Below are 26,085 nucleotides of genomic sequence, written 5' to 3'. Positions count from 1 at the left end.
TCGTAGGCTTGCCCCAGGCCCGATCTCTCTGGGAGTGGTATGGCACAGTCAACTTTCCGACGGTCTGGGAATTTGCGCGCTGAGGTCACCAGTTTCGTCGGTCGTGCCCGTTTGCTTGACGCTCTAAAGCGACATCTCGCTGACTCGCGCCTGGTTACCATCACCGGCATCGGAGGAGTGGGCAAGTCACGCACGGCGTTGCGGTTGGCGCATCAGGTCTGGTCGCAGTACCCCGACGGTGTCTGGCTCGCTGATTTGGCGTCGGTGCAGGACGCTGGGGTGGTCAAGCATACGATCGCCTCTGCGCTCGGCATTGCCGATCGGTCCTCGCGGGCGGAGTCCGAGTTGCTGTCGGAGTGGGTGGGCGAGAGGGACATGCTGCTCATCATCGACACGTGCGAGCACGTCGTACAGGGATGCGCGGAGCTGGTGCACGAGCTGCTGGAGGCGGCGCCCAACCTGAAGGTGCTGGCCACCAGCCGCCAGTCGCTGAACCTGCCGTTCGAGCGCGTGGTCCCGGTGCCACCGCTGCAGGTCCCAGATGACGACCCGGCGGAAGACCCTTTCACCAACGAGTCCGTGCAGTTGTTGGCAGACCGGGCCAACTTGGTGGCCCCCGGCTTCCAGTTAGACGAATACAACATCGCCTCGGTGGCCGAACTGTGTCGGCGATTGGACGGCATCCCGCTGGCGATCGAGCTGGCTGCGGTGCGGCTGCGCGCGCTGTCGGTGAAGCAGATCCTGGCTTTGCTCACCGACCGGTTCAGCCTCCTGACCGGCGCCAGCCGCACGGCGCTGCCCCGGCACCAGACGCTGCGCGCCGCCATCGGCTGGAGTCACGAGCTGTGCGAGCCGGCCGAGCGGCTGCTGTGGGCGCGGCTGTCGGTGTTCGCGGGCGACTTCGAGCTCGATGCGGCCCGCTTCGTGTGCGCCGACGATCGGCTGCCCGCCGACCAGATCACCGATTTGCTGACCGGCCTGGTGGAGAAGTCGATCCTGCTGATCAGGAGCACCCACGCGGGTGTGCGCTACAAGCTGATCGACACGCTGGCCGAATACGGCGAGGAGTGGCTGGACAAGCTCGGCCAGTGGGAGCGGATGCGTCACCGCCATCTCGAGTACTACCTGAGCCTGGCCCAGCGTAGCGAGGATGCCTGGTCGGGACCGCGGCAGATCCACTGGTTCGCCCTGATGCGCCAGGAGCACGACAACGTGCGGGTGGCGCTGGAGCACGCGCTGCGCACGCCGGGTAAGCAAGTGCTGGCGCTCACGCTGCTGTCGTCGTTGTGGTTCATGTGGGTGTGCTGCGGGTTCGTCCGCGAGGGCCGCCTCTACCTCGAGCGGGCGTTGGAGGCCAACCCTGAGGTCAGCAAGGAACGATGCAAGGCGCTCTGGGTGCTGTCGTACGTACGCAGTGCCCAGGGCGACAGCGCGGGAGCTCAGGCGGCGGCCGAGACGTGCAGCACCGAGGCGGCCAGGGTTGGCGACTCCAACGCGACGGTTCTGGCCTCCAAGATGGAGGGCACCGTCGCCCTTCTGCAGGGTGACCTGCAGAAGGCCAGCGCGCTGCTGAGGGCAGCGGTCGCGTTCGACACCGAGAACATGATGCCCATCTCCGGGCTGCTGCCCGCCATTGTCGAGCTGTCGATCGTGCTCATTTCGCAGGGCGAAGTAGATGAGGCCGAGTCATTGCTGGCCGACTGCCTGCACATTTGCAGAGAGCGCGGTGACCTATGGATGAGCTCGAGCGCGCTCTGGGTACTTGCCCAGCTCAGATTGGCCACTGGGAGGACACGCGAGGCACTGGACGGCGTGCTGGAGAGCTTGCGTATCAAGAGCAAGTTCCACGACACGCTGGGCATGCTCATCGCCCTGGAGAGCACTGCCCGGATCTATAAGGCGCTCGAACAGCCGGTACTGGCGGCGCGGCTGCTTGGTGCTCTCCAGGAGAACTGGAGGACGGCAGGCCTACGGACGAGTGGCGCACCATGGCTCGCCCCTGAACACAACAGGTGCGTAAGACGCTGCCGGGCAGCTCTAGGCATGGAGAGGTACGAGCGGGAGTTCACGGAGGGCTCTACGCTGGATCTGGACGCCGCTTTGGCGCTTGCATTCGGCGAATACGAGGTTCCAGAGCCGCCTGAACCCGAGATCAGGGCCGCGGACGCCGACGATGACGCGTTAATTAAGATCGCCGATGCTGTCGTACAGTTTGCTGCCGCCTTCGGATTCGAAGCTCTAGGTGCGGATAGGGTCCACAGTGATCGCTACGTTAGGAATTTTCGAACGGATGATCCCAGCGTGACGGCCGATGAGCATCTTGAGGAGAGAGATCGAGCGCTGCATGACGAGACACCGCAAATCGACGAGGCCCAGACCGATGTTGTGGACGCCCTTATCGCTAGCTTGGAGGATGCTGGCCGCACGGTCGTGATGGAAAAGCAAACGCTCCTTATCAAAGCGAACGACAAGATCATAGTCAGACGGCTGTCGGCAGCCGAGCAGGCAAATCTGGACAATAATCGCCACCTATTCACCGATCCCATTGCCCTCCTACGCGAACTCGACCGGCTATCCTCGGAAGCCGCATTGGACCATTCCAGCCATGTAAATCGCGATCATCGCGAAATCATCGTTGAGTACCTAGGTGAAGCTGCCACGCAGGCGCTGGAATCTTGGGCCGCTACTGGAAACTATCAAATATCGGTGAATATGCCCCTCTGGGCCAAGAATGGCTATACAGAGAGCCGGCTGCTCGGTTTGGTTATTAAAGCGCCAGCGGGCGCTGATGAGCGCACCAGCAAGGTTGTGGCAAAAGTTTGTCCGCCGGGCCCCTTGTCACGTGAAGCTGTGCAGCACCGCCTCGCATGGGACGCTAGCCCCAAGGATTTCCGCAGAAGCCACTTGGTCAAGCTCAAGCCGCATTCGCCGAGGCTCAGCGACGATGGGGGTTATGTGCTCCTGCAGGAAGTCGCCGGAGGTAGTTTTACTAGTATGTGCCAGATGGCAGAACTGACTTCCCCTAGCGAGATTATAGCCTCGTTCGACGAAGTCTTGAAGGGATTGCTCCGCGAGTGGAACGGGCATGGCCCCGATCCCTATTGGGACATCGATTCGGGCGAATATCTGCGGAGCGAGCTTCGTAGTAGATTTGCGGCGAATGGGAAACTGCGCATCTGGGCGAAAGGGAGAGGCCTATTGCGGCCGGAGGTCCGCTGGATCGTATTTGAGGGCGAGAGAACCCCTTCGCTGTTGCCGAATCCGCTGGCTATGGTAGCCGGGGACATCGTTGGCCAGCACAACATCCAGCACCTGCGAGGATACACACACGGCGACCTGCACATGGGCAACATACTTATCCCGCGCACGCGTGAAGGGGACCTGCTCCCTAATCAGTTCAGACTGGTTGATCTGACTACCTTCGATAACAGTGCGCCGCTCGCTAGGGATCCTGCCATGCTGTTGCTTTCCATTGCCGCAAGGCGTATCCCGAAGGACCCACATGCCCAGGAAGAGCTGTTCGATCAGATCGTTTGCGGCAAAGGTCAGCATGAGCTCTTCGCGCCGCTGACGCGTAAATTGTATGATGTCGACGGCGGCGCTCTGATCGCTGATGATTTCCGTGATGACTGGTTAAATCAGATGCCTTTGTCGCTGATGGCGGCGGCATTGTTTCACTGTACATTCGGAAATCTGGACGATCGAATCCGTTGGTGGTTCTTTCGCTTGGCTGCGCGGTGCGGAGCGGAATATCTGCGGTTGTCCGATTCCTGGCAATCATCGGGTGAACGATCACATACCCTCAAGCTTGAGGATATGGGCAGCTTCCTCATGCCATCGGATTGATGCTTATGTACGCGGTCGAGTTGGAGAGGTGTGCTGTCGGCGGTCGATCGCATTGCCGTTGCTAACGCGGAATGGCGACACGCTATCGACCCCATGTTCATCCTTTGCGACCGAGCGTTCTCACGGCTGGTATCGAGCACCTGAGGACGACCGAAGCGAGGATCGCCGCAGCGTTTGAGGGACGACGGCTTGACGGGGCAGGTAAGTCTCGTGCTTTGAGTCGAGCTATGCGGGAGGATCTGTGGGCTGATCGGCAGTCCCGGATCCAGGAAAGGCCCGTCCTGTAGCGTGTTTCGGCAGCTGGGCTATTCGACTGCTCGGGTGCGGGGGTAGGCGGCTGACGTGCGCTGCTATCACCTAGGCCATGGTCACCCGGTGCTGGCCCAAACGTAGAAGGGCGTCGGCGTCGATCACGACATTCGCAGTAGAAGAGCGATGGCAGTATTGGTTCATGGCCAGGGATGACCTGCAAAAACACCGTCAGCGGTACTCGCCATCCGCGTGATCAGTCCGCACGTGCCCGTGCTGCTGCGGGTCCCGTGAGCCGTTGATCGGGCAGTGATGTCTGATGGCATATGAGACTTGAGTTATGGATGCGGATAGTTTGGCCGCCGCGCTCATCCCGCCCACGGCGAACCCTGGACGCGGTGGACACCTCCAAACACGCTCTGGCCTGCCAGATCTTCGAAGACCAGAAATGTCTTGGGAGCAATCCTGCGTAACGTCATACAGGATGCTTGAGGATGTGTAGGAGACCTAGCCGGAAGGGACTCATGGTGGATTGGGAACAGGGTGTGATCGTATGTCGTGCGGCGCACCAGGTAGTCGAAAATGGGGTTCTGACCGGGAAATCCTCGTTTGCTCCCGGCCTGCGCGCCTGGACAGCGGATGCCGCGGACGAGCTGTTCCGCCGGTTCGTGGAGAACTTCGACGAGTCCGCTGACGAGTTCCTGGTCAAGCTCAAACGGCAGATCTCCGAGGGTAGCGACGAGGCGATCGTGCTTGCCGCTGAACTGCTCTATCTCAACGTCATGCCGTTGAGCCCGGCCACAATCGGCGTCAATCGCAAATTCGAGATCCTCGGCAGCGTGCTGTCGTGGGCATCCTTCGAGGTAGAGGTGCCCGACGAGTTGGCTGCCGCGGCCTCACCGGGCTATATGAAGGGTGGCCAAGCTTTCCTTAACTACCGCTGGGCCCAGTTCGCGTTCCTCATCCGGCTCACGCAGCTGTTGGTGAAGCTACCGCTCGGCGAACGGGAATCGGCTCTGCGGGATCCGTGGCGGTTTCGGGACCTGGCCGAATCGGTGCTCCCCGACTACGATGGCAAGTCACGGGCCCGCGCCCAGTTTCATGTGCTGCTGTTTTTACTGTTCCCCGACGTGTTCGCCCCGGTTTCGGTCGAGCGCAACAAGCAGCTTATCCGGGATGCCTTTGTCGACCGGCTGGCTGAGCCGAGCGGGGATCTCGATCGTGATATATACACCATTCGCCAGCAGATAGAAGCCGAACACGGTGGACGGTTCAGCTTCTATGACGAGCCCTGGCGGTCTCGCTGGGAGCCGCCTCCACCACCACGGTCGCAGAAGGGCTGGCTGGTGCGCGGGGCCAACGTCGACGGCGTCAATGCGATTCCGCTGTGGCTAGCCGATGGCTTCTGCTCAGTCAGCTTTTCGGACATAGAACAACTACCGGCCGGCGCGTCCCGACAGCAGGTCAAGGACGCTGTCGCTGCCGGGCTTCCCGACGCCAAACAAGGCAGGAAGGATGTCGCGGCTGGGCAGCTATGGCGTTTCCTCAGCGGCTTCCAACCCGGTGATCTCATCGCGACTGTCGACGGCGATGCTGTCTACGTCGGCACCATCACCGGTGACGCGTATTACGACGATTCCGCGGGCCGTGGCCTGGCTCGCCGCCGCTCGGTCGAGTGGAATCCCACTGCTATGAGCCGCCAGACCCTTCCCGAGGAAGCTCAGGCCAAGCTCAAGACCACAATGACGATCGGTGAGCTGACCAGTGTGATCGCGGCGCTGGCCACCGGCGCCGGACTGGAGGAACAGCTCACTGACGAGTTGTTGGCCCAGGACGAGACCCGCGACCTGATCATCCCAGCACTCACCCAGGCGTTCGCCGACGACCTGCTCATGCCGCTCGGTTGGCTGCAGGAAACCGCCGACCTGCTGACCGCCAAACGGCAGATGATCCTGTACGGCCCGCCTGGCACCGGTAAGACTTACCTGGCCACCAAGCTCGGTGAGGCGCTGGCCGGTCCCGATCGCACCAGCCTGGTGCAGTTTCACCCCTCCTACGGGTACGAGGACTTCATCGAAGGCTTCCGCCCCCGGCTCGGCGAAAATGGCATGATCGGCTTCGACCTGGTGCCCGGCCCGTTCAAGAATGCCGTGGAGGCCGCCGAGAAGGAGCCGGACCGGCCATATGTCCTGGTCATCGACGAGATCAACCGCGCCAATCTGGCCAAGGTGTTCGGCGAGTTGTACTTCTTGCTGGAGTACCGCAACCACGAGATCACTCTGCAGTACTCGCCGGACGAGCCGTTCAAACTGCCCAAGAACGTTTTCGTCATCGGCACGATGAACACCATCGACCGCTCGGTGGCATTGATCGACGCGGCCATGCGCCGCCGGTTCGTCTTCCGTGCCCTGGCCCCGGACCGGCTCCCTGTCGAGGGACTGCTACGCCGCTGGCTGGAGCACAAGCAACTCCCTGTTCTACCCGCGCTCCTGCTGGAGGAGGTCAACCGCCGCCTGAATGACCCGGACCGCGCCGTCGGCCCCTCCTACATGATGACGCCCAACGTGGCCACCCGGCGCGGACTGGAACTCATCTGGGCGGCCGAGATCCTGCCCCTGCTGGAAGACCAGCTCAACGGCAAAGTCGACGACATCGAGGCCGAGTACGGCCTGCCGGTCCTGCTCGCCGCGCTCGGCCACACTCAGCCGTGACCCTGCATCTCCACCTCGCCGAGGCCACCGCCAGCCCGCCCCAGCCCCTGACTCCGGCGCAGGTTGCCACGCTGGCCACCGTCCCCGAGCTGGTCACCATTACCCCGACCGTCGGCGGACGGTGGCGGCTCGCAGGACGCCAGCGCGTTGGGACCGTACGGCTTGGCCACAACGACGGCGCCATCGAGCTATACATCCAGCCGAAACTGCCCGTCCGGCGGCTCCTCGGCCTGCTCGGTGACTACGACGACATCTGGCAACACCGCCAGATCACCGCCGCCACCGACGACCTGATCGCGCCCGCCCTGGCCACTGTGTTCGCCCGCGCGGCAGAGCGTGTGCTTCGCGGCGGGGTCCTGCACGGTTATGTCTACCGCGAGGACGCTCTCGCCGTTGTGCGGGGCCGAATCCGGACCAGCGCCCAACTGAGCCGCCGGATGGGGCTGCCCACCGCGATCGAGGTCGCCTACGACGACTACCTGGCCGACATTCCCGAGAACCAGATACTGCTCGGCGCGATCGAGCTCGCCCAGACCCTGCCTGGCGTCGCGAACACCACGATCGCGCTGCTGCGCCACCTAGCCGGGTGGCTCGTCGGCGTTGTCCCCGCCCGACCAGTGGCACTGCTGCCGCCGTGGCGGCCGACCCGGCTCAACGAGCGCTATGTCCCCGCGCTCCAGTTGGCCGAACTGATCCTCTCGGGGGCCTCACTACAACAGGAGGGATCGCAGGCGATGCAGATCGACGGCTTCATCCTGAACATGGCCCAGATCTTCGAACGCTTCCTCACCCGGCAACTAGCCACTGGGCTTTTGCCGTACAGCTTGCGCTGCGCCGCCCAGCAGGGGCACCGGCTCGATCAGCAGAGGCGGGTGCTCTTCCAGCCCGACATCCTTATCTATCGCGATGGGCGGCCCACCGCGGTCGTGGATGCGAAGTATCGGACTCTGGACAGTGCTCCGCCAACGGGGCATCTGTTTCAGCTGATCTCCTACTGCACCGCTCTCGGCCTCACCGAGGGGCACCTCGTCTATGCCTCCGGGATGCCATCGGCGGAGCCGTACCGGATCAAGAACTCGGATATCAGGGTGCACGTGCATGTTCTGGATCTCAGCCAAGGGCCCACTGACCTTGCAATTGCCGTAGCCACGTTGGTCGACCGCCTCACAGCACGTTCCGAAGGGCCAGAGACGGCGACCTCCTTCAGCCAGGCACCCGACGAGATTGCCCCTTAACTCTGGGTCTATAAACGGAGACATGACAGCGGATGCCTTCACGGATTCGACGAGCTTCCTCACGTCTTACGACGCGGCCTTAGGAGAGCGCGGGCGAGATTGGGCCCACATTAGGGATGACCTGCGCGAACACCCTCAGCTGCGGTCGCTGCCCTCAAGATCATCCCGTGAATGTCCCGCGTTGACCGCGTCGCTGCTGGTCACGTGGCCGCGCCGGTCGGGGCGGCGGTGTTCGCCTGCCATGCGAGTCCGCCACGAGTGATTAAAATGCCATGCCAGTCTTTGATGGCGGGGCATCTCTAAGGAGAGGAAGGTTCACGTGTCCAGGCGATAGGAGAAGCGTACGGAACCGCCTTCCGCACGGTAGAGGTTCCGGCCTTCAGCACTGAAAGGGTTGGGGAGTCTGTGCGCTGTTGTCTGTTCCGGTGTGAGTACCCAGGTCACGACCAGGAGACTCCAGCGGTTACTGCCTGCGAACCGCTGGGCAGCACGCATCTCGCTCTCCCCAAGCTCTATCTGCCCGCCGCCTTCCTGGGTGGCTTTCACCTCAAACATAAGGGCCCTCTTGTCGGTACCAATTTTGAAATCGTAGCCGAGACTATCGTCTCCGGAAGAGCCTGGAAATGCCTTTCGGCGGTTTGTGGACACCCAGCTTTCCTCGTTCGTGGCAGGATAGTGCGCGCGGAGCCACTCGTACGCAATTTGCTCGCCGATGAATCCGATCGCCGACCGCTGCTCCAGAGAAAGTTCCCGACGCTCGCCGGAGCACCAGCCGCTTCGGCTGCCGCCCGTGCCGGTGCTGCCACGCTGATTGAATGCCTTCAGGGAAGCGAAACGTGTGCTTCCTGTGATGATCTGTGGATTCTGGGTTAGGATGCGCCGCACCTCCGCGACGACTTGTGTGAAGTCGCCAGAGGCGACATCGAGCTCCCGGTCGCCGAGGGTAACGACTCGTCTCTTTCGCAGCCTCTCATCGCGGGCCTGCTCGATGGAGGATCGTGCGCTCTGGAAAGATGCTTGGGTTACCCCGTGAGCATCTGGTGACATAGTTTGTTCCATGTCCGGCGGCCAATGTCCCAGCGTGGCCAGCCAAGCTACAACATCGTCCTTGGTGAGGCGTCGGAAATCCAGCGCACCACATTCGTCCAAAAAGTTCGCGGCGTCTCCCCAGAGCGCTTCGGAGACATGGCGCCCTGCGGCTTGAATGAGCGTCCTGATCTCAGGGAGAGAGCTGCGGACCAGGGCGATGTTGCTCTCGCGTAGAGTCCTCCAGCTGGACAGGCTTACGGTCGCTGCAGGTTCAGGGAGCTCACGGAGGCGGGCATCCAGGGACGCGTTGATGTGGGAGTCCAGCAGGTCGACAGTTGCGCTGTCCACTGTGAGAGCCCACGCCCTAGGAGCGATGATCCATTCGAGGGACCGTAGCGCGATCCAGCCGGGGATTGGCGTGTGGGCATCGAAATGGCTCAGGTAAGCGGCGCGAAGGCGATCGATGAGCTCGGATCGCCGCGCGTCCACCCGCTTGCTCAGGGCCTCTTCATGTGCCTCGGCGTGGCTAATCGGCTGATAGCGAGGGATGAGCGCAAGGAGTGACTCGTTGAACTCTGCGAAACCGATCCCGGTAATCTCGCGCAGCTCCCCTACGTCGTGAGCTGATCGTGCAGCGTTGATGAGTCGCTCGGCGGGGAGCGGCAAATCGGAGTCATGCGGAGAGAGCAGCGCCTGTAGTTGCCGGATGTCGGATGGACGCGGCTCGATGAGGTCCCGTGTGCGTTCGATACCTAGAGCATGCACGAGCAGCGGATATAGGCGGTCGAGAATTCCCGCAAGCGATCCGTCGATGCGACTAACGGTTTCCGCGTACTGCCATGGCTTTACTTCCAACGCCCTGGCGAGGTCTTCCACGTTCGGTTGGACGATATCAGCGAACGAGTCGCGCAAGCTGTGTGCCGCGAGCCTCAGATGAGGGGCCAGATCAGGTTTGCCGAGCACATGGGCTATGGCGTAGGCAAGGCCGTCAAGCGCATTCCAGTCGAGGTTGTCCAGGATGACCCGCGGGGCGGCGATAACAGGGGAATGCTCGTCTGGCAGAGGGAGGACGCCGGCCAGTCGGTCCGGCAATTGGACGGGCTCGCCATCGAGGGTGACGGTCAGCGAGGTATAGCCGTACAGGTGGATACGCCGAACAGCGGCCACCAGGTTCGCGATCTCGCTCTCAGGGGGTGTAACGGCTTGGCGGCGGTCAGCCAGGATGCCGATGGCATAAGCGAGCCATGGAATCCGGTTGTGGAGAAGGTCTCCCAGCTCACAGGAAAATGGTGCCTGACCGTCGAGCGCGACTGCCATATCTGCGGCGTTGACCAGCTTAACCTTGCCGGGACACAGTCCGTCTAGCAGTGCGAAGGCTCTGTCGGCGGCACCCGGAACGAAGAGCAGTGCCTTGTCCGACTCCTTGATGAACTGCACTGTGAGGTTGTCACGTTCGGCACTGACATACAGGAAGCCGCTCTTTTCCTGGAAATCGGTAAGGCGTATCACGCTGATCGAATCTCCAGTCTCTACAAGAATCGGTGACTTCCGTAGCGGCTCGAGTTCGGTCTCGTTGAACGTGTAGGATGAAGAGCGCTGGGTTAACAGTTTCCACGCATTCTGATTGGCGCGCTCGATGAACTTCCGGATATGAGGCTCAACGGTGTGGGAGGCCACCAGTTCCCCTAGGGCGGCGATCATTTTTCCGCTGTCCTCGGGCACGTCCCAAGTCGGCATGCCGAGATTGCGAAGCCGCGATTGCGCAGTTCGACTCTTCAGGAAATCGAGTACTCTTGGATGCGCTGTCTGAACCGGGATAGGTTCTCCTGAGCCATGCTCAGGGATCTGCCAAGCGTCCTGCGGGCGCACGAACTCTACCAGGCGATCGCTGTTTCGAACGGGAAGCCAGGGCTGGGTGCGTACGAAGACGTCCAACGGGGTGGGAAACTTCAGCACCTCAACATCTCTGATGTTGTTGCTAGTCCATGTGTAATCGAATAGCTCATCTGACCATCGGGATAGGCCGGCGAGTACAAGATGGGCGTAGGCAAGGCGTCCTTGCTGGCTAAACTCGGCGACAATTTCTTGTCCGGGTAGACGGTAGGCCGGTGTTCCGCGATAGCTACTGCGGGGACGCCCAGCCCAGGTCCGTCGCTTGCGGATCTCGATTTCCCACAAGCTGGCAATCTTGGGGAGTGTTTTGGCAGCCGATACAAGGGCGGGCGCGCTGAAACTGGAGCCGTGGACCCAGCGGTCCGCGTCCTCCGTGAAGACAGGATCTAGCCCGTCTATCACTCCGATTGAGGAAAGGAAGACACGCCACTCCTCTTGGGTTCCACCGTGCTTTGTCAATTCTTGGGGAGATGCGACGAAGCATGACTCTAGTTTCTTTAGATCAGCTGAGGCGTGCCGCCCCTCTGCCACGACGGTCCAGAGATCATCACCACGTGTGTTGCTCCAGCCCGCACCGAAGACCGTCTCTGCGGCGGGCAGGAACGTTTGCGTGCTCGTGGGCACGTATAGCCCAAGGTCTTTGAACGCGATGGCGGAGCCCTGACGGTTGCGGTGCAGTTGGAAAACGAATTTCATAGCCTGGAGGCGGAGATTAGGTGAGGCGCTCTGACGAAGCTCGTCTTGAACGTGGTTGAGAAGCCCTTGTATATTGAACTGGCGGACAAGTGCGCCGTTGATGAGGAACTGCTGCGCAGCCTGACGGTGGGGTTGATCAGCTTCGTTCGTCCACCGCAGGTCGGGGTGGACATAGAAGAGACGTTTCCGCAGGGTCCGGGGGACGGTGATGCCGTTCATGACAGCAGTCTCGGTTGTTGTGGGATAGAAGAACGCCTCGTGCCGACGCGCTGTGCTCTCGTTCTCTCCGAGACCTTTTCCGTTGAAGTGGCGCAGCTTTCCGTCGTCGGCGAGTAGAAGCCTCCTACCCCGGAGAACCGTTGCGTTCCGTTCGAACAGCCGGAAGAGATCGACGTAGAGGTCGTTCCAATCCCCGAGAGCATCTTCATCGCGCGGAAGGCGAAAAGCGGAGACGATTCGCTCTACGTGATCGGCAAGTTGCTCTTCGTCGGGTGTAAGGGGAGCATCGAGCTGTCTGCAAAGCGCGTCTAGCCGGTTGAGCCGCTCGGCGCCTACTGCGGGGTCCGCTACGGGGATACCTGTAGACTGCGCTGCCTCAGGGGTTAACACCTTGCTTTCCCGACGAGGCCACAGCACTGTATTGGCAGGGGTGTCCCATGAGAGACTTGGCGATCTACCGTCGAGCACGGGTACCAGGGAAACCTCAAATAGTTCGCGGCCGTGGACGTGAAGAGCTGCTTTTGACAACCGCTGTGCTGAACTCTCCGGCCGGTCCCAGGCGATGAGGTCGATGGCCGCCCGGCGGAGTTCTGGGCTGCCAGACTTCCGAAGTGCCGCAGCGGCGATGAGGCAGGTTTCTGCAATGGCGTCGAGGAGCATGGCGTTAAGTCGATGCTGGCGATTAATCCCAGTGCGGTCCACCTTGGTAAAGAACGGCGCATTGATGTGCCCACGAAGCGGAGCCGTGGCATCGCTGCCAAGCGGGAGGAAGGTGTAGATCCGGTTATCTGCCCTGCCTTGTCTACGTCCCTTCTCTCCGCGAGATAGTGCAACCTCCACCACCGCGGGCTCCGCCCAATCGCGCCAGGACTCATCCAAATCACCGTGCACGACCGCTTGGTCGACCGTGTCACGAAGCCTTGCGACGGGCACACGTCCCCGTATCACCAGGAACTCCCCGAGTTCGCCGAGGTCCACCTCGGCGAATGTAGTGGTGGGAAGTTCAGGATGATCCTCGCCCTGCCCGAGAAGCTCCACCGAGTGCTCTTGCCGCAAGAGGACAAGGCGCTCTACATCAGCTCCGACGACACGGCGTTCCAAGACCAAGTGCTCCAAGCGGTTGAGGAACAGCAGCACAGGGACTTCAGCCGTTGCCAGTTGGCTCCAGAGCTGGGTCGCATCCTCAAGAGCGCTCTGACTCTTCAGAGGAAGCCGGATCACGGTCACGTTTCCGTCGGCACCCAGCTCGGCGCAGGTCTCAGGTAGATCCGCGATCGGGAACGGCACCTGGAAGGGCGGCATCTCCTCTGCGGCCCTGGCGGCTAGCTCTTCATCGCCGAGCAGGTCGAGATAGTCGGCGGAGGTGGTAGCGAAGCGAAACCGGTAGCCGTTCAGAAGCGGGCCACCCGATTCCTGACAAGAGGCGCTGAAGATCTCGGGCGTGGTCGTGAGCTCCACCACACTTCGGAAGCCGACTCCTTTGTTGCCGATCCCGTCGCCTACCCTTTTCGCGCTCCTGGCCAGCTTGCAGATAGCCATGACGCGCTCCCAGGTGAATGGCGTGCCGGCGTTGGCCACATAGAGCGTGCCGTGCTCGCCTTCTGTCTCATCAATCAAGATGTGGACACGCCCGTCATTCCGGTCGCCGGGATGGGCATCGTGCGCGTTTTGCAGAAGCTCCAGGAGTGAACGTCCTCTGTAGTCACGGGCGTTTGCCAAGCTGGCAGCTTTCAGTTGCTCGGCCGCTTCCCAATCACGGGAAGCCTGCCACCCGGAGAGCACCTTCTGTGCGTAGTCGCGGAGCTGGTCAGCGTGCTCATCCATTAGCTCACTGGTGCCGAGATGGTATCTGGAGGTGCTGATCTCTGCTTCGATCACTTGTTCCCCGCCTCGCCCGCTGTAAGGGTCGGCGGAAACTGTAACGTACGCCTCCGACGTTCCAGCCGATGATGCAGATCTGATGCTATGCCTCGAACGCTCGTGGTGGAGGGCGCTCCTGCCGAGCTGGCCCTGTCCGAAGCGAATCAGCATGTTCTGGCCCAGGCACCCATTCCGTGAGTGGGCTATCAGTCCGCCAGCAACGCGCTTGCGGAGCATGTCATGCTGGCCACGGTCGTACATCTACCTCTTGATCGTTTTGATGTGGTTGACGTGTCCTGCGACAGCGCCGGAGCTATACGGGAGGTGCATCGAGTAACTGACCCCAATCACCGGAGGCGATCTCAAGGCGATCTTGCCCAGTTGGATGCAACCGCGGACGCACTCAGCCAAGACGAGACGTAGGAGAGGGCCGCTGCTTAAAATGTTGATCTTATCTCCTACAACTGAAGATCAAGGAAATTCCCATGTCCTTCACCGAGCACATCGCGCCCATCTTCCGTGCAGCCTTGGAGATCCTTCGGGATGCGGGCCGTCCGATGCGGCCTGCCGAAGTGCGAGAAGCGGTGGCCAAGCGGGTCTCGATCGATCCTGGTCAAGAGGTGCTGAACGCGCACGGTCAGGTGAGGTGGCACGCCCAGTTGGGGTTCCGCACCGGCGAGGCCGCATCGCTGGGCTGGATGACCAAGCGAAATGGCTGGGCGATCACTCCGGCCGGTGTTCAGGCGCTGGAGGACTTTCCGGGAATTGAGCTCTATCGGGAGCTAGTGCGTCAGTATCGTGCTCGTCGTCAGTCTGCCCAGACGCGGACGTACGTCGATCCGCGCTGGAAGGTGGTGCTGGAAGCGCTCGCTGGGCTGGCCCCCGGTTCCTGGACGACTTACGGGGACATCGCCGAAGTGGTCGGCATGTCAGCTCAGTCGGTGGGTGGGTTCATGGCCGAGGCTGGCGAGGCGGCGGGTGCGCACCGTGTCCTGCAGTCCAGCGGCAAGATCTCGCCAGGGTTCCGGTGGCTCGACCCAGAGCGGACCGATGATCCACGCGAGGTGCTGGAGCAAGAGGGCGTGACATTCGATCAATACGGTCGAGCGGCTTCCAGCCAACGAGTGACCGCGGACAAGCTCCGGGCGACGCTTTCCAAGGCTGGCGCGCTACCAGTGCCTGAACCCGAGGAGGATCCCGGATGGGACGTTCCGGCGCCGTTCGAGCAGTTCCAGCAGAACCTTGGCTACGCGCGGCAACTCCTCGATGGTGGCCGGAACCTGGAACGGCTCGGCGTTGGTGCATTCGATGTCACCGACCTCTACCGTGCCGCCTGGACTCAGTCCGTTGCAGCGCTCGATCACTGGATCACGAGGGAGATCATCGACCGGGGGGTCGCGCTCGCCCTGCAGCCGGGCGCTCCTCGACCGGCCAAGTTCGACAAGCTGACCCTGCCGGTCGCGCTGTTTGAGAAGATCCACCATCACGACGCTCCGCTCGCCGAGGTGTTTCGTGCGCACCTTGAGCAGGAGTTCGAGTACAAGACGTTCCAGAACCCCGAGAAGATTCAAGAGGGGTTCGCGCACGTCAGCTCGGTCAAGCTGTGGGTGAAGGTGGCGGAGATCCTTACTGAGCAGGATCCGACGTCACCGGTGACCTCTGACGGCGTGCGGGCCAAGATGCGCGAGATCGCTCGACGTCGCAACAACATTGCCCACACGGCCGACCACGACCCCGACAACCCTGGACAGAAGCTCGCTATCACGGCGCAAGCGGCCGAGGAGACTATCGACTGGCTCGAATCGATAGCGATCGCGATCCAGCTGGCCCTCGGCGATCCGTTGCCAACAGCGGATTACGATGCCGCCCCTGTGGAGGCGGGCGGCCTGGGGGCTGTGCCGATGTCTGCCGGCGAGGGCTGGGCAGCGACCTCTCGTGCCCGACGCAAGTGGGATGAGGAGAGCCTTCTCCAGGCCATCCAACAGTACTGTCCCGATGACGTGACGCGGACGCTTATGGAGGTGTATCGGCACGCCGAGCGTCACCCGGCGTTCCGGGGCTACTACTACGGTGAGGGCGAATACCCCTCTGCCACGGCACGGTTCAGTGTCGGTACGGACGAAGCCGCTGTCTGGAGTATCTACACCGGGGCAAGCGAGTCTGTGCTCTCGATCAACTTCGAGTGGATGCGTAACCGTGGAGTTGCCCTTGAGGTCCTATCAGAACTGGCAGGGACCTTGTCGGCGTTGCCTGGCTGGGCCGGTGTGCCCAGGCAACTTGTCGTGGCAAACTATGCCAAGCGTCCGTCCCTCACACCAAACGCGTTGGCTCGGCCTGACGCGGCCGACATCATCACCAGCTCCATTGGCGCGCTGCTGGCCGCAGGTGGCGAAGGGGCATGACCTTGCAGGTCTCCAGACGACCTTGTCCGCAATCGCAGCGGGCGGACACCGCGAAGGCTGGATGAGCTGATAAGAACATCGACACCTGAAGTATGTCAGGTGGATTCCGGACACCCGGCTACAAAAGCTGACAGAAGTCTGGAGAGGTGGGTACGTGACGAGGCGTCGCAGGCAGTTCTCGCCGGAGTTCAAGGAAGAAGCCGTCCGGATGGTGCTGGAGGGCGAGCGGACGGTCACGTCGGTGGTGCGGGAGTTCGGGATCAACGCCAGCACCCAGGGCAGCTGGGTGAACCGGCATAGGATCGCTAGCGCGCAGGAGGAACGGCAGGCGGTCTCCGAGCCGGAGCGGGCTGGCCAGTCCTACGCGTTGCCCAGCACATCTCGCTCCTGTAGATCATCTCGCTGGCCTGTGGCAAGTGCAGTCGGTCACTGCGTAGACAGTCTGCTTACAAGCCGTTTCAGCGCATTTACGTGGGGGGACATGGCGTCGAGCGCTTCGCTGGCTTCTGCCAGGCGTCGATAACAGTTGGTTCGGTTGGTGGTCTTGCTGGCCGCTTGGGCAGTTTTGAAGAGCTGAAGCTGTTCAATAAGAGGCGGAACGTCGCGGTGCAGGGCGGTCATCACCTGCTGCGCCTCGGAGGCGGAGCGGAGGGCGGCGCGGGCGGCCTGCTCGATGGGTGAAGTGTCCGATGCCTCGTTTGCTTCCTCTGCTTCCTCGAATGCAATCTTGATAAGAAGATCGCCTTGACCCAGGTAGCAGGTGACCGATGGCGAAAGTTCTGCTAGGAGTTCGGCGAGAGGGCCCGCGCTGGTTTCGAAGCCCTTCTTAAGACCGTGAATGAGGACAAGCATTCCCTCTTCGGAGTTTCCGAGGTCGATGGTGGTGGAGGAGGTGACCCATCTCGATGTCATGTTGATAAGCATTGCGACGGCCGCGGCCTGGATGGGGCTTATGCGTACGGTGTCCGCCTCGAATCCGTCCTCGATATTGAGCGAGATGGAATTGTTCTCCGCGCCCGTCGCTACAACAGTGAAGAGGTCCTCTGGGTTGTCTGGGATGGGGTAATAGCAGAATTCTGTAAGAAGTGTTAGAGTCGCGGACTCGCTGGCTTCGGCCTCTGGATCTAGAGACTCAAGCCATGAAGCAAAGGAGGCTATCTGGGATATGGTGATGGGAATGGAGCCACGACGGGTTTGCGAGCTACAACGTTCGTAGAACCGCTGAAGGTTGGTTCTCTCACTTTGAGAGATAGTGCCGACGATGGTGCTTGTTACCTTAGCCCACTGCCGGAAAGTGCTCATGTCGCCGCTGGCAAGCATTGCAAGACCGAGGTGGCCTTGCAGAATGCATCTTTGAAGATGGCGATCATCCACTTCGGAGATGTTCTTTATTTGTCTCCCTACGTAGTGTGAGACGAAGTCCTTCTCGCTATTGCTGAGGTCGCCGGGATACTCGTGGTAGTTATGCAAGAGGGCGATTGCAGCAGAGGCGGATCGAGTTTTTGCTCCAGTCTTGCTTGTTCGATAGTAGTCGCATTCGAGAGTGAACGATTGTCCATGTGACGTAAATACAAGATCTACAGCGTGGTAGCGGTCGTGGTCGGAACCGGATTTGTATGGGATCGACTCGATTTCGATATCGAATGGAGCGCTCATGCTAACGAGCTTTGTAAAGCCATCATGGATAGGAGCGAAGCTGTCAAGCAAATCATGTAGTTCCTTCGGGCGCCGGTCTAGAAGCTTTGTTCGCCTATGACGCCACGCGACAGCCAACACCGCTTGAGCCGCGTCGGCTTTTGCGATATCAGGATTTTCGGCTTGCCCCTTCCCGAGAAGAACAGCGCCATCGAGGGCGAGGTCGTCGAATAGCTGATCACAGAAGTACGCGTCAGGTGTCCCCATGCGCGCTTCGTCTTCGTTCGGCCGTCGGTTCGAAGACGCAAGTCTCAGAACAAGCTCATGGGTGCAGAGCGTATCCATAACAAAAGAGCCCTGGTGTGCCAATAGCCCATTATCCCGCTGCCGAGACTGAGCGGCGAGTGGCCTATTCTCGTATATCCAGGAGCTGTGTGTCATTGCTTGGCTGAGCCATGGTCCACTCTCCTTTGGAAGATCAAAAAGGCGCCGTAGGTCGCACACCGCCTGCCAGTGCTGTGCTGGAGGATCTCGGTACAGAAGAGGCGTCTGTGCGGGTACGGCTTGCGTTTCGGATACGACTTGTCTAACAATCGTAGGAAGATATCTGCGTAGGAATTTCTCGGCAGCGTTTCGTGCGGCATCCTTTTTTCCGCGCCCGCTACCTTCGGCGTGTCGCCCGTGCCTATCGTGAATGAAGGCCCTGAACGTCTTGTTGTGGTCCGGTCCTTCATCTTCGAATCGCCAGACGAGTTCCTCGTCACGAACTTGCTCCTGCAGAAGGGTTCGCCAGTCTCGCTTTTCGGACTGGGTGGATCGGATCTCTGTATAGCTAGATTGACAAAGGCGATAGATAGCCTAGACTCCGTCCATCAAAGCGATAATGCCGATGATTTGGCGGACTACCATCGACTTCGATCTACTAGATTGTGCTTCGCTAATAGCGGATTCGCCTTTGCCGAGGAGTGTTGCCTTCAATGGCAAAAAGAGACCGTCTATAATCTTGTCTGCTGCTGGTTTTAGGCTGTTCAGGGCGGCGCTCTGCTCACCTCGTGTCTGTGGCTGCCGGTCGGCCAGATAGCAATCGAGGAGAGCCACGTTGAGCCAGCGTTTCCCGACTTCTTCGAATGCTTTAAGAAGTCTGGCGTTAATGCCAATAGAAAGAGAGTGCTCTTGTTCGTATATGTAGCTTACATGCATACACGAAATGCGTAGCCATCGCAATCGGAGTGGATCGATACGTGCGTCCCACCCAAATCGGTCCAGGAAATCCACAAGAGTTTCATTCAACGGAATGGCATCGGCCCAGTGGCCTGGATCTCCCAGCCGAGGGCGGTCGGAATTGTCTACGATGAGGACATCTCGTGCAGGCGGCGGCACCTGTCGAGGCGTTACGATCGCTCGAGATCGTTCTGGGCGCTCCCGGTTCGTGGTATGAGTATGGTGGCCCGCTGGCGTCGGTATTGCGGATTTTCCCCTGGCCCGAAGAACGGGGCGTGACTTGTTGGCTCGACTGTCGTTGAGAAAGCCATCAACGTCGCGCAGGACCCAACTCGGGATGTCTCCTTGCTCGGTTCCCTGACGGTTCACGGTATTCGCCAGGCTGAAGTAGTAGGCCGCTCGTCCGATGTTGTTCGCAAGCGCGTAACGTTCGGCCAGCTGCTGAAGGGCCCGGCAGAACCGTCGCTTAGAGATCGCCATACGGGACGAGATACTGATCCGCTCAATCCGCTTGATTGCTCGACGGAAGGCCGCCATTTTGTGGAGAGGAGTGGGAACAGGCGGCTCAGCCAGGGCCACGACACCGACCCACCGATTCCCTCCGCTAAATGCTGTCACTGCTGCTCCTGAGTGGGGGTTAACGAGCATGCCGGTGGTCAAGCACAACTAGCGCCCGTGCGGGCGATCTCCAGCGCATCACCGTGGCGGCGTAGCGGCTGGCCGCCGTCGCCGTCCTTGCCGACGAGAAAAATGCGTTCTCCTTCAGGAGACAGGAGGCGGTGCTTTATCCGCCCGGGGCTGGATCCTCCGGACGTGAAGCTTGGGTCCAGCAAGAGGTAGGGCTCTGGCCACTGTTCCTCAGGCCTCCGCCGGTGCTTCATGTGATCCTTGATCAGCGAGCTCTGGATCTCTGCGGAACCTGAGGTGAACGCCGTACAGTAAGCGATCAGCTCATCGTGAATCTTGACGACGTCCATCCCGCCCGTATCTCGCGACCTTGAAATCCTGTGAAGGCACGGCACCGGTCTCATGTGACAAGTGAACGCCTGTGAAACCTATGCCCCCCGTTGCTCATCATGAGGTCGCTATGAATCGTTACACCGGAGGTGGATCACGCCAGGTCATTGGAGGTCCTGTTACGCGATTGTGCCAAGCTCTTCGCATCTCTCCTGAGGGTTGATCCGGTTTGACGAAAGTCCGAGATCATGGGCTCGTCCCCGGAAGGTGTCCATGATGGAGAGCATGGGGAAGAAGAAGCCGCGTCCTCGCCGCTCTTCACCCCGGAGTTCAAGACCCAGATCGTCGAGTTGTGCCGGCGTGGTGACCGCTCGGTCGGGCCGGGCTCGACGATTCGCAGGCTGGGCCGCCGCCGTCGTCCTCGGCGCTGGCCCAGGCGCGCCGCCAGGTCAGCGTGGCGCCGTTGAAAGCGCTGTTCGAGCTGCTGGCCGACCCGCCGGCGGGGCTGTGCGATGGCGGGGCCTGCTGGTCTGCGCGGTGGATGGCTCCACGATGGCGGTACCCGACAGCCCGGCGAACCTGGCCCGGTACTGACGAATCGAAGGACACGTCGCCCCAGGAAGTGATCCGTGGTGTATACAGAAGGGCTCGCGGTCGAGGGTATAGAGTTTTCGGTCCTTATCGTTGCGTAGGCATCGAGCTCATGAAAGTACGGGCGAGGCGGTCGATCTCGTCGTCCCTAGATGCCTCGTCCACGCGCTGATCTCGGTCGATTCGGCCGCGTTCGGCTTTCAGCTGGCGCTCCTTCTCGCGTAGCTTGATCTCGTAATCGCCGGTTGTCTGCCGGGTGGTGAAGTTCAGTTCGGCCTCGTGGCAGGCTGCGCCCGCGCGCAACTCCTGAGTGAGAAGGCGGTCGTACTCGGTCCTGCCGTTCAGCATCTTCGAGATGATCGGCATGCAGTCGAGCAGGACGAAGATGATGCGCAACAACCAGTGGGCGAAGTTGACCATGCCACTCTGGCCTGCGACCGTGCCCAGAGCCTCCCATCGATCCAATAGGCCGATGTCGGTGTAGGCCCGCTTCTTCTCCTCAACATGCTCGGCGATCTTCTTGCTGAGAGCCGCCGCGCGTTCCTCTTCAACACCTGCGCGGTCGGCCGCGAGCGAGCCGATCTGCGCCCTCAGCTTCGCCACGTCCGCCTGCTGCTGGGAGATGTCATGGTTAGCGAGGAAGGTGTTGAGCGCGTTCTTCCGAATTTTGCACTCGGGACCGTCGCCCGGTATGCCCGTGGTCTGGTCCGTGTCCTTGCCATAACATTCCTGGTCTCGGAGTCTCTCCAGCCTCCCATGTTCTGCTATGTCCGCCGCCAGCTGATCTTCCGCGGCCTTGAGGGTGCTCTGCCTCTGCGTCATGTTGCCTTCGACGGCGAGTGCTTGGTCGCCGCCGTCGAGGAGATAGCCGTTGCAGTTGACACCCGAAGGCGATGGCCCTTTGAGGGGGTTGCATTGCTTGTACCGGCTCTCCGTCAGGCTGATCGCCTGGTCGCGTTCTACCATGATCTGCCGGTCGAGCCGCTCCTGAAAGATCTTTAGGGTCAGCGGCTCGGCGATGAAAACGCCGATAACGATGGCGAGGGCCAGCCGAATCAGTACGTTGCCCCAGCGGGACCAGCCGTCATTGTCGCCGTGGAGGCTGGTGATCAGGAATCGATCGACGTTGGCGATGATCAGACCCCACAGCACCGCCACCGGCACAAGATACAGGGGGGACGCGTGCGAGAGCAGTGTCAGCGCGCCCAGCATGGAGGCGCCCGCTATAAGCGCGGTGCTGACCACGACTCCGCCGAGACTGGTGTAGCGGGAACGTTCCTGAGGAACACTTGCGAGGATCTTCTCGTCGACTCCGGTGAACCGACGCAGGAATGCCCCGAGAGTGAGCCGTTCCCGGCGCCGGGGGTGCCGTCCGTGCTGTTCGGCCGTCTTGGATCCGTGGAGGATGTCAACCACGGACGTCCTCCTCCATGAAGAAATCGTCGTCGGTATCGCCCGCCGTCACCTCGGCACGAGGCTCGTAAGCTCGGCCTTCGAGGTCCTTCGCCTCCGCTTCCGGCTCGACATCCTCGAACGCGGCAAGCAGTTCCTTGCCGGTGTTCTCGTTGAACAGGCCCTGGGCAATCGCCGCCCGGACAACCTCGGCCCGGCCGCGAGCCTGAACGACTTCCAACTCGTGCTCGCGCTGCATCCTGTGCTGGATAGCGCTGTATTCCCGGTCTCCCAGGGCGGCGTAACGGTCGGCGACCTGCTGGTCGTTGAGACCGCGAGCGGTGAAGTACAGGCCATCGGCGGCACTAGGACCACTGTTCAGGAAGTCCCTGACCTTCGTGGCCTCGGTGATCTGCTGATTCCGGTCGAGGGCCGCCTCCTGCCGAGTGAAGTCGTTGGCGCTGCGGCCCTTGGCGTGCAGGTAATCCTGCTCATCAAGTTCGTAGTCACGGTCGAGCTTGCGTTTGGCGTCGCGGAGGCCGTGTTCGCCCTGGATGTTGTGCAGGCTGGTCTCGTAGTGCCGCCGCCCCTGAGCGATCTCGTCGGGGGCGTACACGTCGAGGCCGGCGAACTCGGCCGTCATACCGGGCAGCACACACGGCACTAGGGTCGTGTAAGCCTTCACCTGGGCATGCACGAGTGTCCACAACTCGGGAACCGCGTGCAATCCGTAGCTGCGGCCGAGTTCGAAGAGCTTGTGGTAGGCCCGGATATAGGTGACCAGGTGCTCGGCGACATCGGTCAGACCGGCACGCACCACCTCGATCGGTTCGTCGACCGTGCAGCGGAACTGCACCGCAACCGTGAAGTCGTGGGCGCCAGAGGAGTTGATCGGTACGTGGATCGTGGCCGGGTGGTCCTTGGACACGTCCACGACGCTGACGCTGTCGCCGTGCAGCACGTGCGGTTCGTCCCCGCGCAGCCGCCGGTCGCCCAGCACGAACGTACCGTCGTACTCGAAGACGAGCCGCTGGTGCGGAAGCTGGCGGGGCAGGCTAGAGATTGGGCGGCGGGGTTTGCTCAGGAAGCCTTGTTTGGCGACAGGATCAAGGGGAATCTGGCTGATCACTGGGTAGCTCATGGACGTTTTCCAATGGTGTCGAGGGAAAGTGCAGCCGGGCTGAGGAAGATCTGGAGTAGCGACAGGAGAAGCTCCATCCGGTTCTCGTCGGTGTTGCGGGAGATGGCGTAACGCCGCAGGTCATGGGCCAGCAGCGGCCGTTCCTTCGCAGGGAGCGCCTCCACGAGCGCTGCGAACAGGGCACGGACACGGTCACGGTCATCGTCGTCGCGCTCGTCGAACGCGCAGACGGCGTCATACAGGGCGGCCAGTGCATCCCTGCGGTGAGGGCGCTTGATCAGAACCGCAGACCAGAGTTTGGCGAGCGGGGCAGCCGATTCAGGGCGACTGCGCAGGTGAGCGGTGACTGTGGGGATCCCGACGCCTTCCGCGCGAGCCGACAGGACGCTCAAGATCGCCCGAATTAGCGGGTCGACCGCACGGCCGATCCGCCTGTCGTTGCTGATCTGACGCGCAAACCAGTCGAGTATCGGGAGGGCGTTGCCGGTGGCCTCGGTCAGTGCTGCGAACAGACGGGCCAATGCAATTTCCGCATGCCGGACAGGCTTCTCACTGTCTCTGATCTGTAGCCAAAGCATCCGGGCCGCCTCCAGAGGGAACCGGATGCCTAGCTCACCGGACCAGGCAAGGGTGGCGGTGAATTTGGGCCTGGCCGCGGATGCCTTTGTCCACGAGGTGACTGTACGCAGGACCTCCGGACGGGTCGTCTCGTCCAGGCACAACCATGAGATGGCCATCGCGGCGGTGGCCTGGCTGCGCATGACACCCCTTCCTCGGGCCCATGGGGTGAGAAAAGTGCTTTCGACGTACGAGTAGTCCGCGACGGAGGCCAGAACCGCCACGCCCCTGGCGATCTCCGCCTGTACGCTCGGGTCGCGTAGAGCGGCGCACTCATGTAGCCATTCGGTGACCGGGTCCCACAACCGCATGCCGTGTCGCTGGTACAGCTCCCGCATTACATGTGTTCGGTGGCCATCGACCTTGAACTCCAGCCTGCGCCCCGGCGAAAGACTGAAGAGCGAGCCCTCTGCCACCCGGAGCAGGCGACGGCTCGGCATTGGATCATCCGCCGAGATGGCATCCGCTTTTTCCCCGCCGATGCCGGCGATGGACTCCAGCCGGGCGAGCAGTGACTCGAAGCCGCTTTCCGGGAGGCCGGCGGTGAAGGCCATGGCGGCCATCTCGAGGAGCTCACCTCGAGTACGCGGGGTATCGAACCAGGCGACCACGTCGCGCCGCCCGGCGGACTCCAGCTTGCCGAGCGCTTTGTCCAACGGAACGCCTGAGGCCAGCTCGCGCGCCAGTGTCACCACGTCGGTCATGGCATGGTCGGCGGTGATCTGGGCGGCCGCCTCATCAGCGACCTTGGGTGCTACCTGGTGAGCCCGCAGGACGTCGCGGGCCGGAGGCGGTAGCCAGGCTATTTGGTCTCCCTCGGGTAGCGAAGTAGCCGTCCCCGTGACCACCAGGTAAGCCCCGGCATCGCGCACGCGGCGCCTGATCTCCCGTACGTGGAAGTCGGCGATGCTCCCGTCAACGTCGTCCTTGGGCCAGTCGCACAGCAAATAGCCGTGAGCCTTCCGGTATTCGCGGGCGGCCAGCTTCTCCAGCGTGTAGGCCGGGCTGAGCTCCACCACCACCTCGCGCCGCCCCCCGACGAAGTCATGAAGCAGATTAAGCGCTGCCGTCCGGCGGCCCGTGCTGGCGTTGCCGATCAAGGCCACCATGTTGCCGCTCTCCAGCTGTTCGGCGGCGGCCTTGTAGCTGGCGTGGCGCACGTAGCAGGTGCGGGCCTCTGCCATCTCGTGCTGGGATACGGGGCCGGACGTGCGGCGAGACTTGGGGCGGGAACCCGAGATGCCGAAAGAGGCTCCCCCGATGTTGCCGTGGATGTGGTTGATGACGGTCTGGACCTGGGAGACCTGCGCGAAAATTTCGTCCGTCGCCTCGGCCTGATCAGTCAGATCGACCGGCGTAGCTTCCTCGCCGATCAGTACCCCCTCAGCCGGCGAGTCAGTTTCGGATGCCAAAATTGATCTCCTCACCGGTAATGGGGGCGGTGATCAGGTTGACGGTCATCTGCTCGGCGTTGAACTGCTGCGCGAACTGCTTCGCGGCGGCGTCGACACGCACCAGCTTTTCCAGGGACTCCAGCAGGTCGTCGCGCGACTCCGGGTCGGCCGGTTGGCCCTGTTCGGACCGGAACTTCTTGATCTTCGCGAGCAGTTTCCGGGCGCCACCGAGACCGGTCTCGGTGCCGTAGGCTCCCAGACGTTCGAGGGCGCCACCAGCGATCAGTGCCCACAGGGTGTCGGCGACCTCCGGCAAGTTGTCCATGTTGAGAGTTCCTTTCTGATCCAGGTCTTCTGAGGGGATCCACATCCAGGCGATCTCTGTGCGTTCCTTGGTCGGCACTTCCAGCCGGGTGAAGGACTCTGGTCGGTAAGAGGTGTGGAGCTGTCGGACGACGTCCTCGTAGAGCCGATCGGTGAGGATCAGCACCAGGTCGGCGCGCGGGTTCACCTTCAGGGCGGTGCGGGCGGCCTTCGCGTCGAGCAGCCGGCAGGTGGTCACGACGACCTGGCCGACGAAGCCCATCGCGCCACGTTTCACGACCCCGTGGCCGATAGAGATGCGAATCCGCAGGCGGGCATCGTCTCGACGTTCGCGATTGTGGTCGTGGAGCGCCTTGCGCACGCGGCGCACCAGGTCGTCGATGACCCGGAGCTCGGGCTCCCCTTCGGGGAGGACGATGACCTCACCGTCGCCGGCTTCCTGGCGGGTCCAGGTCTCGCGGCGCAGGCCGGCCTCTCGTGCGCCGCGGTCCATGACCTGGGCCAGACCGGACTGGATCGAGTCGTGCCGTAGGTCGTCGCCGCGGCCGTATCCCTCCGCATCGACCGCCACGACCAAGCGGCGGCTGAAATCAGAATCAAGCATCACGTCACCTTGTGGTTGCGAAAGATCGACCAGAGTGGTCGGGGAGATCGACGGGGATAGAGTCTGGC

At 61.8% G+C, this 26,085-nt stretch carries 13 protein-coding genes; 5 read left to right on the top strand and 8 right to left on the bottom strand.

What is annotated here, in order from left to right; translation table 11 throughout:
* The first annotated feature begins 39 nt into the window (after positions 1 to 39).
* The 3 genes from AB0H84_RS15710 (at position 40) to AB0H84_RS15700 (ending at position 8,041) form a co-directional block, all read left to right on the top strand.
* Positions 40 to 3,846 carry a hypothetical protein gene (locus AB0H84_RS15710; RefSeq protein ID WP_357603800.1) on the top strand — a complete coding sequence of 1,269 codons (3,807 nt, stop codon included), beginning with the start codon at positions 40 to 42 and terminating at the stop codon, positions 3,844 to 3,846.
* A 773-nt stretch (positions 3,847 to 4,619) separates the two neighbouring features.
* On the top strand, positions 4,620 to 6,806 hold the full coding sequence (locus tag AB0H84_RS15705) for an AAA family ATPase (RefSeq protein ID WP_357603798.1): 2,187 nt from the start codon (positions 4,620 to 4,622) through the stop codon (positions 6,804 to 6,806).
* Positions 6,803 to 8,041, top strand: a complete 1,239-nt coding sequence (locus AB0H84_RS15700; RefSeq protein WP_357603796.1) for a hypothetical protein — start codon at positions 6,803 to 6,805, stop codon at positions 8,039 to 8,041. Before AB0H84_RS15705 ends, AB0H84_RS15700 begins: the two co-directional genes overlap by 4 nt.
* 315 nt (positions 8,042 to 8,356) lie before the next feature.
* On the opposite strand, the gene AB0H84_RS15695 is transcribed toward AB0H84_RS15700, so the two are convergent.
* Complete coding sequence (locus AB0H84_RS15695) at positions 8,357 to 13,756, bottom strand: DUF3883 domain-containing protein (protein ID WP_357603794.1); 5,400 nt, start codon at positions 13,754 to 13,756, stop codon at positions 8,357 to 8,359.
* A 467-nt stretch (positions 13,757 to 14,223) separates the two neighbouring features.
* Between AB0H84_RS15695 and AB0H84_RS15690 the strand changes: the two genes are divergently transcribed.
* Positions 14,224 to 16,140, top strand: a complete 1,917-nt coding sequence (locus AB0H84_RS15690) for an MGMT family protein (protein ID WP_357603792.1) — start codon at positions 14,224 to 14,226, stop codon at positions 16,138 to 16,140.
* Positions 16,141 to 16,294: 154 nt separating this feature from the next.
* Positions 16,295 to 16,663 (top strand): transposase, encoded by a 369-nt coding sequence (locus AB0H84_RS15685; protein ID WP_357603790.1) that lies wholly within the window; start codon positions 16,295 to 16,297, stop codon positions 16,661 to 16,663.
* Here the strand turns inward: AB0H84_RS15685 and AB0H84_RS15680 are convergent.
* The 7 genes from AB0H84_RS15680 to AB0H84_RS15650 form a co-directional block, all read right to left on the bottom strand.
* Positions 16,567 to 18,042: a hypothetical protein gene (locus tag AB0H84_RS15680; protein WP_357603789.1), complete on the bottom strand. Its 1,476-nt coding sequence runs from the start codon at positions 18,040 to 18,042 to the stop codon at positions 16,567 to 16,569. The genes AB0H84_RS15685 and AB0H84_RS15680 overlap by 97 nt on opposite strands.
* Positions 18,043 to 18,633: 591 nt before the next feature.
* Positions 18,634 to 19,575, bottom strand: a complete 942-nt coding sequence (locus AB0H84_RS15675) for a hypothetical protein (protein WP_357603788.1) — start codon at positions 19,573 to 19,575, stop codon at positions 18,634 to 18,636.
* A gap of 77 nt (positions 19,576 to 19,652) precedes the next feature.
* Complete coding sequence (locus AB0H84_RS15670; RefSeq protein WP_357603786.1) at positions 19,653 to 19,973, bottom strand: hypothetical protein; 321 nt, start codon at positions 19,971 to 19,973, stop codon at positions 19,653 to 19,655.
* A gap of 658 nt (positions 19,974 to 20,631) precedes the next feature.
* Positions 20,632 to 21,960, bottom strand: a complete 1,329-nt coding sequence (locus tag AB0H84_RS15665) for a DUF4407 domain-containing protein (protein ID WP_357603784.1) — start codon at positions 21,958 to 21,960, stop codon at positions 20,632 to 20,634.
* The gene (locus AB0H84_RS15660; RefSeq protein WP_357603782.1) at positions 21,953 to 23,077 is read right to left on the bottom strand and encodes a hypothetical protein; all 1,125 of its coding nucleotides are present in this window, start codon (positions 23,075 to 23,077) and stop codon (positions 21,953 to 21,955) included. The genes AB0H84_RS15665 and AB0H84_RS15660 overlap by 8 nt, the downstream gene beginning before the upstream one ends.
* The gene (locus AB0H84_RS15655; RefSeq protein WP_357603780.1) at positions 23,074 to 25,107 is read right to left on the bottom strand and encodes a hypothetical protein; all 2,034 of its coding nucleotides are present in this window, start codon (positions 25,105 to 25,107) and stop codon (positions 23,074 to 23,076) included. The genes AB0H84_RS15660 and AB0H84_RS15655 overlap by 4 nt, the downstream gene beginning before the upstream one ends.
* Positions 25,091 to 26,017, bottom strand: coding sequence for a hypothetical protein (locus AB0H84_RS15650; protein ID WP_357603778.1), 927 nt, complete (start codon positions 26,015 to 26,017; stop codon positions 25,091 to 25,093). Before AB0H84_RS15650 ends, AB0H84_RS15655 begins: the two co-directional genes overlap by 17 nt.
* Positions 26,018 to 26,085: the final 68 nt, after the last annotated feature.

Origin of the sequence: Nonomuraea sp. NPDC050786 (assembly GCF_040654115.1) — a bacterium.
In the GTDB taxonomy this organism is placed as follows: Bacteria; Actinomycetota; Actinomycetes; order Streptosporangiales; family Streptosporangiaceae; genus Nonomuraea.
The sequence above is the reverse complement of the archived record's forward strand: the minus strand, read 5'-3'. Positions and strand labels throughout refer to the sequence as shown.